The following is a 17,506-nucleotide window of genomic DNA, read 5'->3' as shown; positions in this document are numbered from 1 at the left end:
AAGGCGCGATCCCCGAGTTGTCCCCAGGGGCACGCGCCCTGACTACGACGGCATCGACGTGGTCGCGCGCAGGCGCGAGTTCTCGTTCGAGAGGCTTCCAGAGAGCGGTGCAATCCGTAGGTCATCGTCTCTCGCCCGAAACCACCGAACGGGGTCACCGAGACTTCCTACACTCACTGCATCACTGCATAGCTGGTTAAGCTAACCGGTTGCTACCGTCTCCAGACAGTAGACCGTCTTCCGAGCGTCCCAGAGACAGGGCCGCGCCTCGATTTCGTCGGCGTTCCGGAGCCGACGAACGCTCTTGTACACCGACGTCCGGGGGATGCCGGTGTGCTCCGCGATCTCGGCCGCCGTGAGCGCGCGGTCGGCGTCGTCGAGCACGGCGAGTATCCGCTCGTCATTCGGCGTCATGGCCGGTCGCCTCCAGCGAGGGCGTCGGCGAGCATCGCTCCGGTCCAGTCTTCGGGGCGTCGGCCAGCGAACGCCGCCCCGGGTTCGACGACTATCGCGGCGTGCGTCCCATCCTGTGGGTTGAGGCGGTAGTTCCCACCGTCCGTTCGCTCGACATCGTTTGGGTTCCAGATGTAGTAAGCGCGCTCGCCCTTCCAGCGGCCGAGGAGGCACGCACGCATCCCGTAGGCCGCGGCATACCGCTGGAGTGCTCGGACTTCGTCGGCGTCGACGTACGCCGTCGGCCTCGACGTCGTCTTCAGCTCGCCAGCGAACCCGATACCGTCGTGCGCGAACGTGACATCCGGGAGGTCAGCGTCCGTCGCCGATCCCGAGGCCGCCGCGCGCTGCGCCCACCACTCGCCCGTCGAGAACATCCGGACGAACCCGCGCTCGTAGCGACTCCCGCTCATGCGAACCACCCCCTGATGCGCTCGTAGATCTCGTGGGGACGCCGGCCGTGCATCCACGGATGAAGGACGCGGTCGTAGGACTCGAGGACGGTCAGACCCTTGATTTCGACGCCCTCGGCCGCCATGTGGGTGGACGCCGCGTTCATCTGCTGGCCATACTCCCAGAGCAGCCCGGAAATCGCCCTGGACGGCGGTTCAGTCTCTTCGTCTCGATCCGTTCGTTCCCGAGGAGCGTTCGCGGGACAGTCACTAACACCGCAGTCGTGCCATGTCCCCATCTCGTAGACGTGGCCCGACGGCGTTCGCATCAGGTCGCCGTCCGGTTTATGGGGGTCCGCAGTGTCACCCCTCAGGTAGACGTCGTCGATCACGTCGACCACGCTCCGAGTTCTGCCTGTGCCGTGTCCGGCGTCGGCGTGTGGGTTTCGTCGGTCGCGGCTTCGAGCGCTTCGAGCCAGCCCCAGGATTGGTTCTGGAAGATGCTCGTGGTGTCGACGCTGTCGAAGCCGACACGGTACGCCCAGACGAGACCCTCTGCGCTCCCTGGGTTCCCTAAGTGGACGCGAAGCCGGCTCGTTTCTTTGACTCCACGGCAGCCGACGTCCTTCGCGCGGCGGACGATCTCCGCTCCCCGGGAGCGCTGCCAGCGTGACGGGCCACCCACGAAGACACCGTCGGCACCGAGGGAGAGGGCGCGGTCGAACTGCTCGTCGAGTGGGAGGCCTGGATGGAGTGCGATGAATCGGTCGAAGTCCCTACGGCGGGCGAGGAGTGCTCTCCCCTCTCGGTTGAGCTCGACGTTGAAGAGTCGGTCGCAGAGCTCGAACGTCGCCTCGGCGTCACCGTGGACATCGGGCCAGACAATGAAGTCCGGGAGACGCGGCATCTCCACCTTTGCCTTCTCCAGCGCATCGAACCACGACTCCCACTCGAACGAATCCGTGAACGCGCCGTTGTCGACGAAGAACGGGACGTCGTGCGGCGTCATCTTGTCGGGCGTCCACCCAGCGCCATGAACGTGCGACGGCGCGTGCTGCCGCGCCTTCCGGAGATTATCCGGGGACGCCCCAGTGTAGTAGAGCCTCACGAGTCAGGCTCACCCCGTTCGGCTTCCGTGTCTACAGACCACTCAAGCGGTTCATCGAATTTACCCGATTCATTCAGCGCCTCGAAACGCGCTTTCAGGCGTCTTTCATACGCCTCGGGATTGTCGTGGTACGTCTCTCCATTCCAACCTTCGGCGGACTCAAGATACCCCGCACGAAACACCTTCCACAAGCGGTCAGTATCGCGCTCAGACATCGCGATCACCGTCCTCGACGACGTCGAACGCTCGACTGACCTGCTCCTCGGTGAGGACCTCGGTCGCCGGGTTGTGCCAGTCTTCTCGGAGGCGGTACAGCGTCTCGCCGGTATCCACGTCGATCATGCGGTTCGTGACCACCCAATTCGACGAATCCAGCTTCCGAAGGACGTCGCCGACTTCATTCTCGTGTTCGACTTCGCGGGCGGACTTATCGCTCACGACGACCAACTCCGTTCAATCTCGACCGTCTCGTCTCGCCACTCGTGGGTGAACTCGTGCGCACCAACGGCGGACTCGGCGATACTCCGGTTGTTTTCTCTCGGGAGGTTCGCGGCGTCGGCATCGCGCTCGACGACGACCTTCCCGCAGGAACACGTCGCTCGATAGACCTCGCTCGCAGGCTGAACGTCGTTGCGGGTCATGTCGTCCGCACCTCCCCGTGAGCCGGGAACATAACCTCGCCCTGCCCTCCGAGTTTATCGATATCGTGCTCGGCCTGCGAGCGACCGATACCCTCGGACTGTGCGGCATCGAGGACGTCCTCCATCTTCGCACCACCCCCAGACCCGGCGTCATCGAGGTCGTCGATGAGGGCCTTGATGCGCTTCCGGCGTTCCTGCTGGCTCTTCGGCTCTCCCTCATCAGTGCGGCCGGCGTCGAACTCCCCGGTCTCGGGGTCGTAGTTGAGACCGATGACGCGCTTCGACACACGGATGGCGCGCTCGGCGTGCTCCGGTTCGACGGTGTCGGAGAGGCAGGCGCGAGCGAACGCGGTCGCGATGCGGATACCGGCCTCCAGCTTCCGCGGGGTCGCCGGGATGGCTGCATCGTCGTCCTCGGCGTGCCCGCCGTTGAGATCGCGGACGTCGACGTAAAAGTCCTCCAGCATCTCGGCGGCCTCGTCGCTGAGGACGGGGAAGACGTTCTCGCGAGCGTAGAGAATCATCGCCTTGAACACATCGTCGGCGACGGGCTGGTCGACCGTCTCACGGTCCCGGGGGGCTTCGCTTCGAGCGCCACGCTCGTAGACCTCCTCCTCGGAGAGTTCGCGGTAGCTCCCGATGATGTGGGAGGCCTTCGAGCGGTCGCGCTCCTCGTTGACGACGTCGGTGAGCGCGAAGAGGAGGTCCATCCGGTCGATGAGCGCGTCGTCGAGGTCGACCTGCTCGGCGACGGGCTCGTAACGGTCAAACCGCCCGTGGGTCGGATTGCCGAGTGCGAGGAGTGCCGTGCGCGTCGGGAGGTTCGCCTTGATGCCGGCCTTGTCGACCTTGAGCATCTGCTCGCCCTCCAGGGCGTCGTGGAGACTTTTCGTTTCAGCGTCCATTACGGCGTCCACCTCGTCGATGATGCAGTGCCCCTCGTTCGCTCGTGGGAGGATGCCGGGCTGGAGTGTCCACTCGGTCTTCCCGGCAAACTCCTCCTGGACGGCCGCCGAGGTGAGGCCGACCTTCTTCAGACTCCCCCCGCTCCGGTACTCGCACTTCGGCGAGAGGTGGGACAGTCGGGACGCAGCGGTCGACTTCCCCTTCCCGGGATCGCCGATCCACCCCATATGGATATTCCCACGGAATGAGCCGCCGTCCTGCTCGATCCTGTAGGAGTCGAAGAGCCAGGCGACCGCGCCCTCGAACGCCGCCTCGACGTCCTCGTCGAGGTCGAGTTGTGGGGCGATGGAGTCGCGGAGTTGCTCGATGGTGTCGTCGGCCGCGGCGACCGCCTCGAACTCCTCGCGGTACTCCTCGACGTCGATGTCGCGCGCGGCATCCTCCGGGAAGTGGAGTGCGCCGCCGAGGAGCCAGCCGTCGAACTCCCCGTTGTCGTTGGTCCCGGACTCGTCGAGGACGTACTGTCCGAGGGCGACGATCTCCTCGCCGGCGCGGTCGGGGAGGCCGTTTTCTCGGGACCCCCAGTCGGCGAGGTCGTCCTCGACGAACACCGCGATATCCTCGCCTTGCGCGTTCGACCGCTCCTCAGGGAGTTCGGTGACCTTCAGCTTCCGGAGGTTCACGAGCTCCGAGCGTTCTGGGTCGAGCTTGAACGGACCCTGTCGCTCACAGGACGCGCACTGATAGGGCTCCTGGAACTCTCCGTGCTCCTGGGGGACGGTCGTCTCGTGCCCGCAGCGCTGGCAGACGAACACCGCCTCCACCACGCGGTAGAGTTTGTCGGTGACCTTCTCAAGCTGGCCGCGGACCGCGACGTAGTCGCCAATGCTCTCCGCGCCCAGGTCGCCGATGGACTCACGCTCCATCGCTCCCCGCGTATCGGTCAGGCGGACGTGCGCACTCCCGAGGCTGATGTCAATCGGGAGATCGTACAGCCGGAGCGCCTCCTCGGCCGCGTCCCGGACGGTGCTCGGGTGGGTGAGCCAGTCGTCCGCGACGTCCGTGTCGAACTTGTAGATGTCCCCGAACTCGACGATGAGCGACTTCTGCTCCTTCGGGTAGAGCCGCGCGAGTTCGCCGACGTCGTCGCTGTAGTAGCGGCGGAAGAACTCCTCGAACTTCTCGACGAGCTCGCTATCTGGGTTCGGCCCCGTCATCAGAGACCCTCCCCGTAGTCGTCCGTCCAGCGGTCGGCGTCGATCTCGACGTCCTCCTCGTCGGCGAGATGGCGGAGGTCCTGCTCGATTGTGGCGAGCGTTTCCCCGTGTTCCTCGGCGATGTCGCGAGCGTCCGACCGGAACCGCGGGAGCACGGCACGTGACTCGGCGAACTCCTCGAAGAGCGCGCGGAGGTCGTCCTCGTACGTGCGCTCGTTGTCGAGTTCTTGCCGCCGGTCGACCAGGGCTTCCCGCTCGTTCTTCTCGCGGTCGAGTTCGGCCTGGAGCTCCGATATCTCCTGCTGGAGGAGGTCGATACGGCGGTCCTTCTGCTCGATGCGGACGTCGATGGCCTGCTTCCGCTCACCACCGTACTCACGAGTGAGTGCGGTCTCGACGGCTTCCTTCTTCGTCCGATTGTCAGCGTCGAGGAAGCTATAGAGCGTCTCGTCGAGGTCGCGGACGAAGAGGTCGGACCCGTCAGACATCGCGACCACCTCCGAAACCGCACCATCCCTCTCCGAGATATCGAGATATCTTCCCGATATCAAGATATCTTCCTCCTAGAGAGGGGTTGTTCTGTAAGACGTACGTCGAGCTGTCACTCGTGGTGGTTGTTGCTGGGATGTCGTTAGACATGGCGGATCACCGGGTAGCCGCGGATGTGTTGCTCGCAGACGACGCGCTCCCCGTGGTCGGGGTGGTCGATGACGACGTCAGCGGAGTCGGTGCAGCCTCCACACCCGCAGAAGGGTCCGGAGGGAACGAGCGAACTGCTCACAGCCATCCCTCCGCGAGAGCGATGAGGGCGATGGCGAGCGAGTTAGCGACGACGGCGATGACGTCGACGGCGAGCCAGACCGGGCCGGGTGCTGTCGCCGCGGCCGCAGCAGAGACGATAAGTCCCAGGGCCGCGATGGACAGACACACGACGGGGGCGCGCTTCACGCGACCCCCTCCTGAGACGCGATGGATGTTCCGGCTCGGAGCGAGAATCCCGGGCGTTTTTAACCGGTGACGCCCTACGACCGGTAACGGGAGTTCCGGCCGTGTTGACGCGGCCGGGGGCCGACGGCTGCAAGACGCCGCGGTCCTCGACGACGAGCGGCCGGGAGTTTCAGTACTGAACGGTTCCGCGAAACGCGGCTTTCAGTGATACAACTATGGAAATCGAAATCGCGACAATCGGCGGCTACGAAGAAGTCGGCCGTAACTGTACGGCAGTCCGCGCAGGAGACGACATCGTCATCTTCGACATGGGGCTGAACCTGTCGAAGGTTCTCATCCACGACAACGTCGAAACCGAGCGCATGCACAGCCTCGACCTGATCGACATGGGCGCAATTCCGGACGACCGCGTCATGTCCGACCTCGAGGGCGACGTGAAGGCCATCGTGCCGACGCACGGCCACCTCGACCACATCGGCGCAATCAGCAAACTCGCCCACCGCTACGACGCGCCCATCGTCGCGCGTCCGTTCACTATCGAGCTCGTGAAAGGCCAGCTCGAAGGCGAGCAGAAGTTCGGCGTCGACAACGAGCTCGTCAAGATGGACCCCGACGAGCGGATGGCGATCGGCGACGAGTGCGAGCTCGAACTCGTGCACGTCACGCACTCCATCATCGACGCGAGCAACCCCGTCCTCCACACGCCGGAGGGCTCGGTCGTCTACGGGCTCGACAAGCGCATCGACCACAATCCCGTCATCGAGGAGCCGTTCGACATGCAGCGGTTCCGCGAGATCGCGAACGAGGGCGAGGGCGTTCTCGCCTACATCGAGGACACCACGAACGCCGGCCGGAAGGGCCGCACGCCGAGCGAGTCCCACGCCCGCAATCACCTCAAGGACGTCATGTACAGCCTCGAGGACTACTCGGGCGGAATCGTCGCGACGACGTTCTCCAGCCACGTCTCCCGCGTCACCTCGCTCGTCGAGTTCGCGAAGGATATCGGCCGACAGCCCATCCTCCTCGGGCGCTCCATGGAGCGCTACTCCGGTACGGCTGAGCGCATGGGCCGCGTGAACTTCCCGGACAACCTCGGGATGTTCGGCCACCGCAAGAGCGTCGACCGCGCGTTCAAACGCATCATGAACGAGGGGAAGGGGAACTTCCTCCCCATCGTCACCGGCCACCAGGGCGAGCCGCGCGCGATGCTCACTCGGATGGGACGCGGCGAGACGCCGTTCGACTTCGACGACGGCGACAAGGTCATCTTCTCCGCGCGCGTCATCCCCGAGCCGACGAACGAGGGCCAGCGCTACCAGTCCGAGCAGCTCCTCCGCATGCAGGGCGCACGCATCTACGACGACGTCCACGTCTCCGGCCACCTCAGTCAGGAAGGCCACTACCAGATGCTCCAGGAGCTCCAGCCGCAACACGTCATCCCCGCCCACCAGAACCTCGAGAACGTCGGGAAGTACGTCCCGCTCGCCGAGAGCCAGGGGTACAAGATGGGGCGTGACCTCCACGTCGCCCGGAACGGGCAGACCATCCAGCTCACCGAATAGATGTCCCAGGAGTCCCGCGAGGAAGCGGTGCTCGACGCCATCGGGGAGCGTCGCGAACTGGTGAACGACGCCATCGACGAACACCTCCCGATGGCGGAGCCGAAGCGGCTCTACGAGGCCTCCCGCTACCTCCTCGAAGCCGGCGGGAAACGCCTCCGGCCGACGGTCACGCTCCTCGTCGCCGAAGCGCTCGCCGACGTCGAACCGCTCAGCACGGACTACGCGGCGTTCCCCGCGCTAGATAGGTCCGGAAGCGACGGGTCCGGCGATGCGACAGCCGCTGGAAGCGACGACGCCGGCGAGGTCGACGTGATGGCGTCCGCCGTCTCCATCGAGGTCATCCAGTCGTTCACGCTCATCCACGACGACATCATGGACGACGACGACCTCCGGCGCGGCGTCCCCGCCGTCCACCGCGAGTACGACACGGAGACCGCGATTCTCGCGGGCGACACACTCTACTCGAAAGCGTTCGAGATTATGCTGCGCACGCAGGCAGCGTCGGAGCGCGAACTCCAGGCGCTCGAAACGCTCGCCACCACCTGCACGAAGATCTGCGAAGGCCAGGCGTACGACGTCGGCTTCGAGGAACGCGGGAACGTCGACCTCTCAGAGTACCTCGGGATGGTCGAACTCAAGACCGCCGTCCTCTACAGCGCGGCGTCCGCCGTCCCCGGGATGCTCCTCGGCGCGGACGACGACACGGTCGACGCGCTCGCGCGCTACGGCCGCACCGTCGGGAAAGCCTTCCAGATTCAGGACGACGTCCTCGACCTCACCGTTCCCTCCGAACAGCTCGGTAAACAGCGCGGCAGCGACCTCGTCGAAGGAAAGCGCACCGTCATCACGCTGCACGCGCGCGACCAGGGCGTCGACGTCGACAGCCTCCTCGACGCCGACACTCCCGAAGAGGTCACCGAAGCCGAAATCGACGAAGCCGTCGGCGTCCTCGAAGACGCCGGCAGCATCCAGTACGCCGAAGACCTCGCCGAAGAACTCGTCGAAGAAGGCAAAGCCGAACTCGACGTCCTCCCCGACAACGAGGCCCGGCAGACCCTCCGCGACATCGCCGACTACCTCATCCACCGCGGGTACTAGAACCCACCTTTTTATTGCGAGCAGTCGGCTTCGCCGACTGCTCGATAAAAATCTGGACCAAAAGCCTCCTCACCCCCTTCGGGGGTTCGTCGGCCCGAGCGCTCCTTCGTCGCGCTCGGTGAATCGCGACCCTCCCGGGCTCTTCGAGCCGCTCGGGTCACGAACGCAGAGCTCGTCTCTGTCTCCTCAAGCTACGCGCCGCCGGCTCTGGTGATTTTCTCGACGTTGAGTGAGGCGATGGTGTTGTCGCGGACGTGGAGTGTGAAGCCGTAGAGCCAGGCGGTCGAGGTTGCGTCGTCGTAGTGCGTGCCGCGGCTGACGCGGGCGGCGTGCTCGGCGAGGTAGTCGCCGTCCGGGAAGCACGCGCCGTCGCCGGACGTGTAGACGTCGTAGGTGACGCTCGCGGACTCGCCGGGGGAGAGGGTGAGCATGCGGGCGATTCCCGCGACGGCGTAGCTTCCGTCGAGCCGCCAGCAGCCGTTCGTGCGATTTGACGGCGGTGCGCTGCTGTTCGCGCCGACGCGCTGGACGTACTGGCGGGCGTCCTCGTCGATGGGGTAGAGCGCGAGCGCGGCGTCACCCGCTCGCTCGCGGGCTGCAGATGCGGAGAACGGCGGCGCGTAGCCGCCCGAGAGCGTGAACGCCGCGTCACTCTCGTTCGTGAGCGTCGCCTCGACGCGCGGCGGGTGGCTGTCGGTCGTGTCCCGGACGAGCGTCGCGTCGAACGAACCCGCGGACGCCGGAACTGGCTCGGCGGTCGTCGTCTGCGTCGCCGTCGTTCGGTTCGTGCCGGTCGCCGGAGCGGCAGTTTCGGCGATCGTTCCGTCAGCGGTCGGCCCACTACTGCAGCCGGCGAGCACGCTCGCGCTCGTGGCCGTCGCCGCGAGGAACGCCCGTCTGGACGGCATACTGACACGTGGCCATCACACACGCATAAGTCTCGTGGCGGAGGCGTGACGAAAGAGGAAAGGACGTGAGAACCGGGGAGGTGTGAGAACTGGGAGGGTGCGTTAGTCGAGTTTCGCGCGGTCGTCGTCGGTGAGTTCGAGCTGGCTGGCGGCGACGTTCTGTTCGAGGTGGTCGACGCTGGAGGTGCCGGGGATGGGGAGGGTAACGGGGGAAGTGTCGAGGAGCCAGGCGAGCGCGACTTGGTAGACGCTGGCGTCGTGTGCGTCGGCGACTTCTTCGAGAGCGTCGCCGGTGTCGCCGTCGAAGCCCGCGCCCCAGCCGACGGGCGCGTAGGGGATGAAGCCGATGCCGTAGTCCTCGCAGGCGTCGAGGACGTCCTGGTGTTCGCGGTTCCCGATGCTGTACTCGTTCTGTACCGTCGCGACGTCGACGATCTCCCGTGCTTCTTCGAGCTGGTCGACGGAGACGTTAGAGAGGCCGACGTGCTCGACGAGGCCTTCGTCTTTCAGTTCGGCGAAGGCGTGAACGGAGTCCTCGAAGTCGGTGTCCGGGTCGGGGCGGTGGAACTGGTAGAGGTCGATGGTCTCGACGCCGAGGCGGTCGCGGCTCGCGAGCACCTGATTGCGGATGTAGTCGGGGTCGCCGTGCGGGAGCCAGTCGCCGGACTCGTTCCGGAGGAGGCCGGCTTTCGTGGCGACGACGAGGTCGTCGCGGGTGGCGTCGAGCGCGTCGCCGAGGAGTCGCTCACTGACGCCGGGGCCGTAGGAGTCGGCGGTGTCGATGAAGTCGACGCCGAGGTCGTCGGCGCGCCGGACGACGTCCCTCGCTTCGGTTTCGTCGTCGGGGCGGCCGATGATGTCGTCGCCGGTGATGCGCATCGCGCCGAAGCCGAGGCGGTGGACGGTGCGGTCGCCGCCGATGTCGAAGGTGTCCGAGGCGTTCGTGAGGTCGGGCATTGTCGGTTCGGTGTTACTCGCGGGAGTCGTGTAAACGACGGGGGAGGCGGCAGGGAACACGGCTTCCGCGGTGAGTCGGGCCGGGGCCGATGGTTTCATGCGGGCGTCTCGGTTACCCCTCCGGGTGTGAACGGGGTGTTCGTCGCCAGGTGGAGCGTTCGCGACGGGGGCGTGATGGCCTAATGGTGTCGGTCGCCGTCGTGCTCGGTATCGCGCTCGTCGCCGCGCTGTTCATGTCGTTCACGGTGGGTGCGAACAGTAACTCCGCGCCGGTCGCGCCCGCGGTCGGGGCGAACGCCCTGTCCGTTCTCCGCGCGGCGCTCCTCGTGGGCGTCGTCGCGGGGCTCGGCGCGATTCTTCAGGGCGGCAGCATCTCGGAGACAATCGGGAAAGATCTCGTCACGGGCGTCACGATCACGCCGCTCGCCGCCGCGGCCGCCCTGCTCACTGCCGCCACCCTCATCACCATCGGGAACGCCCGCGGCTACCCCATCCCGTCGGCGTTCACGGTGACGGGCGCGATGATCGGGTCGGGGGTGGCGCTCGGCGGCGGGTTCGCCGTCGACGAGTACACGATCATCCTCGGGTTCTGGCTCGCCATCCCACTCGTCGAAGGCGTGCTCGCCTACCTGCTCGCGCGGACGCTCCGTAGCGACCACGTGGCGGAGACGGCGGCGGTTCCCGCGCTCGCGGGTCTGGTCGGATTCGCGCTCGGGAACATCCAGTTGACGGTGATCCCGACCGCGTCGGGTGCGCAGGGGTCGCTCGCGCGGTACGTCGCGACCACGTACGACGTTCTCCCGACGGCGGTCGTCGGGTCGTACACGCTCGGGATGGTCGCGGTGAGCGCGCTCGTGGGTGTCGGCGCGCTCCTCGCAACCCGCGCGTTCGTCGTGCGGGACGAGGCCGCCGGCATCAATCGGTTCCTCGTCGCGCTCGGGCTCGTCGTCGTGTTCACGAGCGGCGGGAGTCAAGTCGGGCTGGCGACAGGACCACTCGAGTCCGTCTTCGAGACCGACCTCGGGCTCCCCGCGCTCTATCTGCTGGCGCTCGGCGGCGTCGGCATCTTGCTCGGCGCGTGGATTCGGGGGCCGCGGCTCGTGCAGGCGGTATCGAACGAGTACGCCACGCTCGGGCCGCGGCGCTCCATCGCCGCGCTCGTCCCCGCGTTCCTCGTCGCGCAGGTCGCCATCGTGTTCGGCATCCCTATCTCGTTCAACAAGGTGATGATCGCGAGCATCGTGGGGAGCGGGCTTGCCGCCGGGTCGTCCGGCGGGGACAACGTCTCTCCGCGGAAGATCGGCGTGACGGTCGGGTCGTGGGTGGGGTCGATGGCGGCCGGGGGCGTGTTGAGCTTCGCGCTCTACCGCGTGCTCGCCGTCGTGTTCGGCGCGAGCTAGGCGAGCAGCTGGTCGACGATCTCCTCGCGGGCGGCCCGCGTCTTCATCGCCTCCCAGTCTGCGAACTCCGTGGTGTCGGCGACGTACGCGTTGAGGCGCGCTCGGGGGACGTCTTGGAGGTCGGCGGCCGATTCGACCTCCCAGGGGCTGTCCGCGCAGAACGCGTCGAAGGAGTCGAATTCGGTGTGTTTGCGCATGAACGCGGGGGCGAAGAACGCGTCCGACTGGACGTGCGTGCCCGCCCGGAGTTCACCGATGCGGTCGATGGCGTCGCCGAGCCGGTCCTCAAGGTCGTCGAGCCCTCGTACCTGGAGGTCCATGGAGGGGCGTGTGTGGCCGGAGCCGGGTAAACGCGTCGTCGACCCCGAGCAGAGACCGCAAGGAGTTCCGACGGGGTCGCCGCCGGACCGGGCACTGCGGGAGTCGTGGCTCGCCGCGGAATCCAAACGAATTTCCTCAGGCCCGCGCTAGCGAGGCGTAATGGACGACGAACTCCGCGAACGAGTGCGGAACGCGGCGGAGGTGAACGCGCTCTACAACGCGTTGAAACACGAGAGCGACGCGCAGGTCGGCGCGATCATGGGGCCGCTCATGGGCGCGAACCCCGAGTTCCGCGAGCACGGCGACGAGATCCCCGGCGTCATCGCGCCCGTCGTGAACGAGGTGAACGCGATGGCCGAGGACGAGAAGCGCGAGCGCCTCGGCGAACTCGCTCCGGAGAAGCTCGAAGAACTCGAAGCCGAGCCCGAAGAGGAGGAGGAGCCGACCCTCCCCGACCTCCCGAACGCCGACGAGTACGAGGAAATTCGGATGCGGTGTGCGCCGAACCCGAACGGCCCGTGGCACATCGGCCACGCCCGCATGCCCTCCGTCATCGGGACGTACGCCGACCTCTACGACGGCGAGTTCATCGTGCGCTTCGACGACACCGACCCGGAGACGAAACGTCCCAAGCTCTGGGCGTACGACCAGATCCTCGAGGACATCGACTACCTCGGCTTCGAGCCGGCGGAGGTCTACCGGGCGAGCGACCGCCTCGAAACCTACTACGAGCACGCCCGCGAGCTCATCGACCTCGGCGGTGCGTACACCTGCTCGTGTCCCGCCGGCGAGTTCAGCGACCTGAAGAACGACGGAGAGGCCTGCCCGCACCGCGAGAAGGACACAGAGACCGTCCACGAGGAGTTCGACGCGATGGTCGACGGCGACTTCTCCTCTGGTGAGATGGTGCTCCGCGTGAAGACCGACATCACGCACAAGAACCCCGCCCTCCGCGACTGGGTGGCGTTCCGCATGATCGACACCCCGCACCCGCGCGAGGAGGCCGAAGACTACCGGTGCTGGCCGATGCTCGACTTCCAGTCCGGCGTCGACGACCACCTGACCGGCGTGACGCACATCATCCGGGGCATCGACCTGCAGGACTCCGCGAAGCGCCAGCGCTTCGTCTACGACTACTTCGACTGGGAGTACCCCGAAGTCCTCCACTGGGGGCACGTCCAGGTGGACGCCTACGACGTGAAGATGAGCACGTCAACCATCTCGGAGCTCATCGACGACGGCGTTCTCGACGGCTGGGACGACCCGCGCGCCCCGACGATTCTGAGCGTCCGCCGGCGCGGCATCCGCGGGCAGGCCCTCGTGGACGCGATGGTCGAACTCGGCGTCTCCACGAGCAACGTCGACCTCGCCATGTCTACCGTCTACGCGAACAACCGCGAACTCGTCGACGACGAGGCCCCGCGCGCGTTCCTCGTCCGCGACGGCTTCACGCCGCGCGGCGACGCCGACGACCGCGAGTTCGAAGCCGTCGAACTCCCCGTCTCGGGCGGCCCCGACGCCGCACATCCGCTCGTCCACCCCGACCACGAGGAGCGCGGCGAGCGCGACATCCCCGTTTCCGGAAGCGTGCTCCTCGAAGCCCGCGACCTCCCCGCAGAGGGCGAGCGTGTCTGGCTGAAGGGCTACGGCCCCGTCCGCTACGAGGGCGACGAACTCGTCTACACGGACGACGACATCGACATCGTCCGCGACGGGACCGCCGACGTCGTCCACTGGGTCCCCGGCGACGAGAACGTCCGCGTCCGCCTCCGCCGGATGGACGGCGACGTCACCGGCTACGCCGAGCCCGGCTACGCCGACTACGAGCCCGACGACGTCGCGCAGTTCGTGCGCGTCGGCTTCGCGCGCTACGACCGCGAAGACGACGACGAGACGGTCGCGTACTACGCCCACCCGTAGCGAACGCACCGCTCACTCTTCGCAGACAGTCCAGGCGAGCCGCGGGAGATACGGGGGCTACGCGAATGCGCGAGATACGGGGCCTACGCGGATGCGCGAGATACGGGGGTTACGCGATTTTCGTGGTGGCGACGAAGACGGCGGAGAAGACGGCGGTCGCGGCGAGCTGGAGGCCGGACGCGACGAGCGTGCGCGTGGTGTCCTCGATGGCCTGGTCCACGCCGTTCGACACGGCCGTTCGGGGGTTCGCTTCCTGCGGGAGTTCGCGGAGGCCGATGTCGTCGGGCGTGTCGTCGAGGTAGTTCTCGACGGCGACGGTGGCGACGACGCCGAGGACGAGGCCGGGGACGCCGCCGACGAGGTAGGCGACGAGCGCGATGCCGAGCGCGACGAGCGCCGTCCGCGGCGTGACGTCGGACTCGACCGGGATGCGGCGGGTGGCGTAGTGCTCGACGGCGACGACGCCGACCGCGCCGACGAGGAGCCCGAAGAGTTCGAGCGGCGACACCATCATGAAGTCCGTCGAGTACCAGTAGAGCGCGAGGCCGCCGAGGACGAACGGGCTGGCGGGGACGCGGGGGACGATGCTCACGACGACCGCGCCGAGGACGAGGAGGAGGGCGAGCGCGGTGTTCGCGTCGAGCATTCCCATGGTTTTGTGCCCGTACGCCCCCTGGTGATTTAACTCCCGGTCTTCGCCGCCGGCTCAGACGGCGAAGAGGACGAAGACGAGGAACATCAAGCCGGTGAGCGCGAGCTCGATGGCGGCGGCGGCGACGACGCCGACGCCCGCGGCGACGCCCGCGGAGACGCTCCCCTCCGCATCTCGGGTCTCGTGGAACTCCGCGGCGAAGACCGCGGCGGCGACGCCGATGACGACGCCGAGCGGGCCGACGAAGAAGAAGAGCACGAGGCCCGCGCCCATCCCGACGAGCGCGGCGCGCGTCGACGCTCCGCCGCCCTTCGAGAAGACGCCGGCGGACAGCGTCTCCGCGACGACGGCGGCGACGCCGAGCACTACGAGAACGACGAGGACGAGTGGCCCGGGCTTCGAGAACCCGGTCGCGATCCAGTAGAACCCGACGCCGGTGAGCGCGACGAGCCCCGCCGGCGCGAGCGGGAGCACGCTCGCGACCATTCCGGCGAGGATGAAGAGCACGGCGACGACAGCCAGCAGGTCCATTACCACATCCTCGCTCTCCGCGCAGTTAAGCCTCAGCCCTCACTCCGCGTACCGCTCGCGTTCCGCCCGCGCCGCCTCCGTCCCGAAGGCGGCCACGAGCGGCACGAGCGCCTCGCCGAGCGCGCGCATCGCCGTCCCCCGCGAGTGATAGTCGAAGTCCTCGACGACCTCGTCCCACGCGCGGAGCTGGAGGAGTTTCGCCACGAGGAGGCGCTGGGCGTCCGGGTCCAGCCGGACGGCGTCGTCGACCAGCCCGTGGAGGGCGAGCTCCCTGAAGGGCCGGGGGTCGACGGCGTACATCGCGGAGCCGTAGGCCGCGCCGGCGACGACGCGCCAGTCCGCGTCGGTGAGCGAGAGCGAGTGGTCGGCGTCGCAGGCGGCGATGGCGGCGCGCGCGACATCCGGGTCGAGGTCGGTGAGCGCGTCCGCGAGCACGTCCGAGACCCGGCGGGCGAACCACTCCGCGTGCCGGTCGTGGAGCGCTTCCCCCTTTTCGGTGAGCGGGTCGAGCATGAGCGCGGAGTACTCGCCGCTGGAGTCGTTCCGCGTCGTCGAGAGATGCACGGTCGAGAATCCGTTCTCCCGCCAGAAGGAGAGGAGGTCGGGGGTCGCGCCGTAGCCGACGCCGTACCAGTCACAGTCGAGGGTGTCTCGCACCGCGCCGAGGAGGTGACTGCCGAGGCCGCGGGAGCGGCAGGCGTGGTGGGCGGCGATGCGCATCACGCGCTCGCCGACGGGTTCGGCGGCGTCCTCGTCGCGGAGTTGGCTCGTGAGGACGTCCGGGAGCATGTTCCCTTTTACTCTCGACCCGGTGTACATCGACGCTCGGAGGTCGGCGTCGAGGCCGCCCTCGCGGGCGAGGAGGTTCACGGCGACGACGTGGTCATCATGCGTGAGCGCGTGGAGGGTGAGGTTCGGGGCGTCGAGGAGGCGCGCGAGGTCATCGGGTTCGGTGCGGTAGTGGGCGTAGACGAGGAGCCCGAAACACTCTCGGAGGAGGTTCTCGTCCGCGGCGAGGTCGGCGGGCGTGACGCGGCGATGTTCGACTGACGCCACGGCAGTGTCCTCGACGAGCGGGTCCACCGGGGGGCGGGCGTCGAGGAGGAGCGCGTGGAACACCCACGCCTCGACGGGGTCGCCGGCGGCGTACCGGATGGGGTCGGTGAGCGTGACGTCGGTGGCGGCGTGGTCGCTCTCGGCGAGGCGGTCGCGGAAGCGGACGTCGAACCCTCTCCCCGCGCCCTCGTAGCCGTGCACGGTGGTCGTGAACGCGACGCGCGAGTAGTCGAGGAACGCTTCGAGGAGGCGGACGGGGAGCGCGGCGGCCTCGTCGACGAGGAGGACGTCGGGGTCGTCGGCGTCCGCGACGTCCGGCGCGCGCTCGAACCAGATGCGGCCGCCCGCCGCCGTCTCGATACTTCGGGGGTTCTCACCGGGGTCACCGGTGAGTTCGTCGAGCGCGTCGAGGAGCGAGCGCGCGCGGCGGAAGGCCTCGCGGGCGTTCCGGTACTCGGGCGCGGTGACGAGGACGTCGTCGCCCGCTGCGGCGAGGCAGGCCGCGGCGATGCCCGCCGCGCTCGACTTCCCTCTGCCTCTGTTCGCCTCGGCGACGACGGCGGTGTCGGCCTCGCGGAGCGCCTCGAACGCGTGTACGGCGTCGACTTGGTCGCCGGTCAGACACGCCTCGTAGGCCGCCGCCGGAAACGCGTGCTCCGCGGGGAACTCGACGCTCCCGCTCGCGAGTCGCGGCGCGGGATGCGTGAGACCGTCGTCCTCGACCACGACGCCCTGGGTATCCACGCCCGCGTCGACGTCCTCGGCGGCTGTCGCTTCGCCTCGCGTGGTGTCCTCGACGGCTGTCGCTTCGCCTCGAACGACGTCGACGAGCGCGACACCGCGATGCGCGCGGAGGGTGTCGGCGAGCCGCTCGCGGAACCGGCCGGTGACGTCCGCCGTCTCGAAGGGCGGGACGGCGAGGCCCTCGTCGAAGCGGTCGTCGTGGCCGGGCCAGTCGTCGAAGCCGGGCGTGCAGAGGACGAGGAGGCCGCCGCCGTCCACCGCGCCGGCGACGCGGCCGAGGGCGTTCGGCCGCGTCTCGTCGTGGCAGTCCACGACGACGACGTCCCGAGTGGTCCCGAGGAGTTCGGCGGAGTGGTGGGGGTCGATGCGCTCGCAGCCGAGTGCGTCGCGGTGGCCGACGAGGGAGGCGTTCGAGCGGTCGACGCCCGCGCGGTCGAGGGCGTCGGCGGCGGCGTCGAGCGTGGCGTCGTGGCCGCCGCGGAGGACGAGGAGGCGGCGTTCGTTCGTCGCGCGCGCCTCCGCGAGGAGGGCGTCGACGGCGTCCGCAAACATACCCGCGCCTTCGCCGGGCGAGGGGAAGGGAGTTACCGTTCGCATTCGGCGTTGCCGCGACGCGCGAAACCCGGGGACGGGCGGTCTGTCGCGGCTTCGCACGGCGGACGGCTTTGAAAGCGTTTTTAACTACGGGACCC

21 protein-coding genes are annotated in these 17,506 nt (G+C 67.9%); 4 read left to right on the top strand and 17 right to left on the bottom strand.

Translation table 11 applies throughout. The annotated features are described in order from the left end of the window. Positions 1-201: 201 nt before the first annotated feature. The 11 genes from IEY26_RS05750 to IEY26_RS05700 all read right to left on the bottom strand — a co-directional run bounded on the left by IEY26_RS05750 (position 202) and on the right by IEY26_RS05700 (position 5,665). Complete coding sequence (locus IEY26_RS05750) at positions 202-414, bottom strand: helix-turn-helix transcriptional regulator (protein ID WP_188976733.1); 213 nt, start codon at positions 412-414, stop codon at positions 202-204. Next, positions 411-866: a hypothetical protein gene (locus IEY26_RS05745; protein ID WP_188976731.1), complete on the bottom strand. Its 456-nt coding sequence runs from the start codon at positions 864-866 to the stop codon at positions 411-413. Before IEY26_RS05745 ends, IEY26_RS05750 begins: the two co-directional genes overlap by 4 nt. Beyond that, positions 863-1,246 carry a hypothetical protein gene (locus tag IEY26_RS05740; RefSeq protein WP_188976729.1) on the bottom strand — a complete coding sequence of 128 codons (384 nt, stop codon included), beginning with the start codon at positions 1,244-1,246 and terminating at the stop codon, positions 863-865. The genes IEY26_RS05745 and IEY26_RS05740 overlap by 4 nt, the downstream gene beginning before the upstream one ends. Next, the gene (locus IEY26_RS05735) at positions 1,234-1,854 is read right to left on the bottom strand and encodes a hypothetical protein (protein ID WP_229773934.1); all 621 of its coding nucleotides are present in this window, start codon (positions 1,852-1,854) and stop codon (positions 1,234-1,236) included. The genes IEY26_RS05740 and IEY26_RS05735 overlap by 13 nt, the downstream gene beginning before the upstream one ends. Before the next feature lie 95 nt (positions 1,855-1,949). Further along, positions 1,950-2,168 carry a hypothetical protein gene (locus tag IEY26_RS05730; RefSeq protein ID WP_188976724.1) on the bottom strand — a complete coding sequence of 73 codons (219 nt, stop codon included), beginning with the start codon at positions 2,166-2,168 and terminating at the stop codon, positions 1,950-1,952. Next, positions 2,161-2,391, bottom strand: a complete 231-nt coding sequence (locus tag IEY26_RS05725; RefSeq protein WP_188976722.1) for a hypothetical protein — start codon at positions 2,389-2,391, stop codon at positions 2,161-2,163. Before IEY26_RS05725 ends, IEY26_RS05730 begins: the two co-directional genes overlap by 8 nt. After that, positions 2,388-2,594: a hypothetical protein gene (locus IEY26_RS05720; RefSeq protein ID WP_188976720.1), complete on the bottom strand. Its 207-nt coding sequence runs from the start codon at positions 2,592-2,594 to the stop codon at positions 2,388-2,390. The genes IEY26_RS05725 and IEY26_RS05720 overlap by 4 nt, the downstream gene beginning before the upstream one ends. Next, positions 2,591-4,717, bottom strand: coding sequence for an AAA family ATPase (locus IEY26_RS05715; protein ID WP_188976718.1), 2,127 nt, complete (start codon positions 4,715-4,717; stop codon positions 2,591-2,593). Before IEY26_RS05715 ends, IEY26_RS05720 begins: the two co-directional genes overlap by 4 nt. After that, positions 4,717-5,205 carry a hypothetical protein gene (locus IEY26_RS05710; RefSeq protein ID WP_188976716.1) on the bottom strand — a complete coding sequence of 163 codons (489 nt, stop codon included), beginning with the start codon at positions 5,203-5,205 and terminating at the stop codon, positions 4,717-4,719. The genes IEY26_RS05715 and IEY26_RS05710 overlap by 1 nt, the downstream gene beginning before the upstream one ends. Positions 5,206-5,348: 143 nt before the next feature. Continuing rightward, a complete protein-coding gene (locus tag IEY26_RS05705; protein WP_188977150.1) occupies positions 5,349-5,498 on the bottom strand; it encodes a hypothetical protein in 150 nt (49 codons plus the stop codon). Further along, positions 5,495-5,665 (bottom strand): hypothetical protein, encoded by a 171-nt coding sequence (locus tag IEY26_RS05700; protein ID WP_188976714.1) that lies wholly within the window; start codon positions 5,663-5,665, stop codon positions 5,495-5,497. The genes IEY26_RS05705 and IEY26_RS05700 overlap by 4 nt, the downstream gene beginning before the upstream one ends. A gap of 215 nt (positions 5,666-5,880) precedes the next feature. Between IEY26_RS05700 and IEY26_RS05695 the strand changes: the two genes are divergently transcribed. Together IEY26_RS05695 and idsA3 are read left to right on the top strand one after the other, a co-directional pair. After that, positions 5,881-7,227 carry a ribonuclease J gene (locus tag IEY26_RS05695; protein ID WP_188976712.1) on the top strand — a complete coding sequence of 449 codons (1,347 nt, stop codon included), beginning with the start codon at positions 5,881-5,883 and terminating at the stop codon, positions 7,225-7,227. After that, the gene (idsA3, locus tag IEY26_RS05690; protein ID WP_188976710.1) at positions 7,228-8,325 is read left to right on the top strand and encodes a geranylfarnesyl diphosphate synthase; all 1,098 of its coding nucleotides are present in this window, start codon (positions 7,228-7,230) and stop codon (positions 8,323-8,325) included. A gap of 191 nt (positions 8,326-8,516) precedes the next feature. Here the strand turns inward: idsA3 and IEY26_RS05685 are convergent, their stop codons facing one another. Both IEY26_RS05685 and IEY26_RS05680 read right to left on the bottom strand, forming a co-directional pair. Next, positions 8,517-9,233: a hypothetical protein gene (locus tag IEY26_RS05685; RefSeq protein WP_188976708.1), complete on the bottom strand. Its 717-nt coding sequence runs from the start codon at positions 9,231-9,233 to the stop codon at positions 8,517-8,519. A gap of 102 nt (positions 9,234-9,335) precedes the next feature. Beyond that, the gene (locus IEY26_RS05680; RefSeq protein ID WP_188976706.1) at positions 9,336-10,190 is read right to left on the bottom strand and encodes an aldo/keto reductase; all 855 of its coding nucleotides are present in this window, start codon (positions 10,188-10,190) and stop codon (positions 9,336-9,338) included. 182 nt (positions 10,191-10,372) lie between these two features. Here IEY26_RS05680 and IEY26_RS05675 point away from each other — a divergent pair, with 182 nt between their 5' ends. After that, positions 10,373-11,590 (top strand): inorganic phosphate transporter, encoded by a 1,218-nt coding sequence (locus IEY26_RS05675; protein WP_188976703.1) that lies wholly within the window; start codon positions 10,373-10,375, stop codon positions 11,588-11,590. Here IEY26_RS05675 and IEY26_RS05670 read toward each other — a convergent pair. Next, complete coding sequence (locus IEY26_RS05670) at positions 11,587-11,910, bottom strand: hypothetical protein (protein ID WP_188976701.1); 324 nt, start codon at positions 11,908-11,910, stop codon at positions 11,587-11,589. The two genes, IEY26_RS05675 and IEY26_RS05670, sit on opposite strands and share 4 nt — an antisense overlap. A 160-nt stretch (positions 11,911-12,070) precedes the next feature. Between IEY26_RS05670 and IEY26_RS05665 the strand changes: the two genes are divergently transcribed. Beyond that, on the top strand, positions 12,071-13,831 hold the full coding sequence (locus tag IEY26_RS05665; protein WP_188976698.1) for a glutamate--tRNA ligase: 1,761 nt from the start codon (positions 12,071-12,073) through the stop codon (positions 13,829-13,831). 109 nt (positions 13,832-13,940) lie between these two features. On the opposite strand, the gene IEY26_RS05660 is transcribed toward IEY26_RS05665, so the two are convergent. The 3 genes from IEY26_RS05660 to tmcA are packed head-to-tail and all read right to left on the bottom strand — an operon-like array spanning position 13,941 to position 17,366. Further along, entirely contained in the window at positions 13,941-14,483 is a 543-nt protein-coding gene (locus IEY26_RS05660; RefSeq protein WP_188976695.1) for a DUF456 family protein, read from the bottom strand. A 54-nt stretch (positions 14,484-14,537) separates the two neighbouring features. After that, positions 14,538-15,014 (bottom strand): DUF456 family protein, encoded by a 477-nt coding sequence (locus tag IEY26_RS05655; protein WP_188976693.1) that lies wholly within the window; start codon positions 15,012-15,014, stop codon positions 14,538-14,540. Positions 15,015-15,053: 39 nt separating this feature from the next. Next, positions 15,054-17,366 (bottom strand): tRNA(Met) cytidine acetyltransferase TmcA, encoded by a 2,313-nt coding sequence (gene tmcA, locus IEY26_RS05650; RefSeq protein ID WP_188976691.1) that lies wholly within the window; start codon positions 17,364-17,366, stop codon positions 15,054-15,056. Positions 17,367-17,506: the final 140 nt, after the last annotated feature.

This window comes from Halocalculus aciditolerans, from assembly GCF_014647475.1.
In the GTDB taxonomy this organism is placed as follows: domain Archaea; phylum Halobacteriota; class Halobacteria; order Halobacteriales; family Halobacteriaceae; genus Halocalculus; species Halocalculus aciditolerans.
This window is presented reverse-complemented; position numbering and strand designations above follow the sequence as displayed.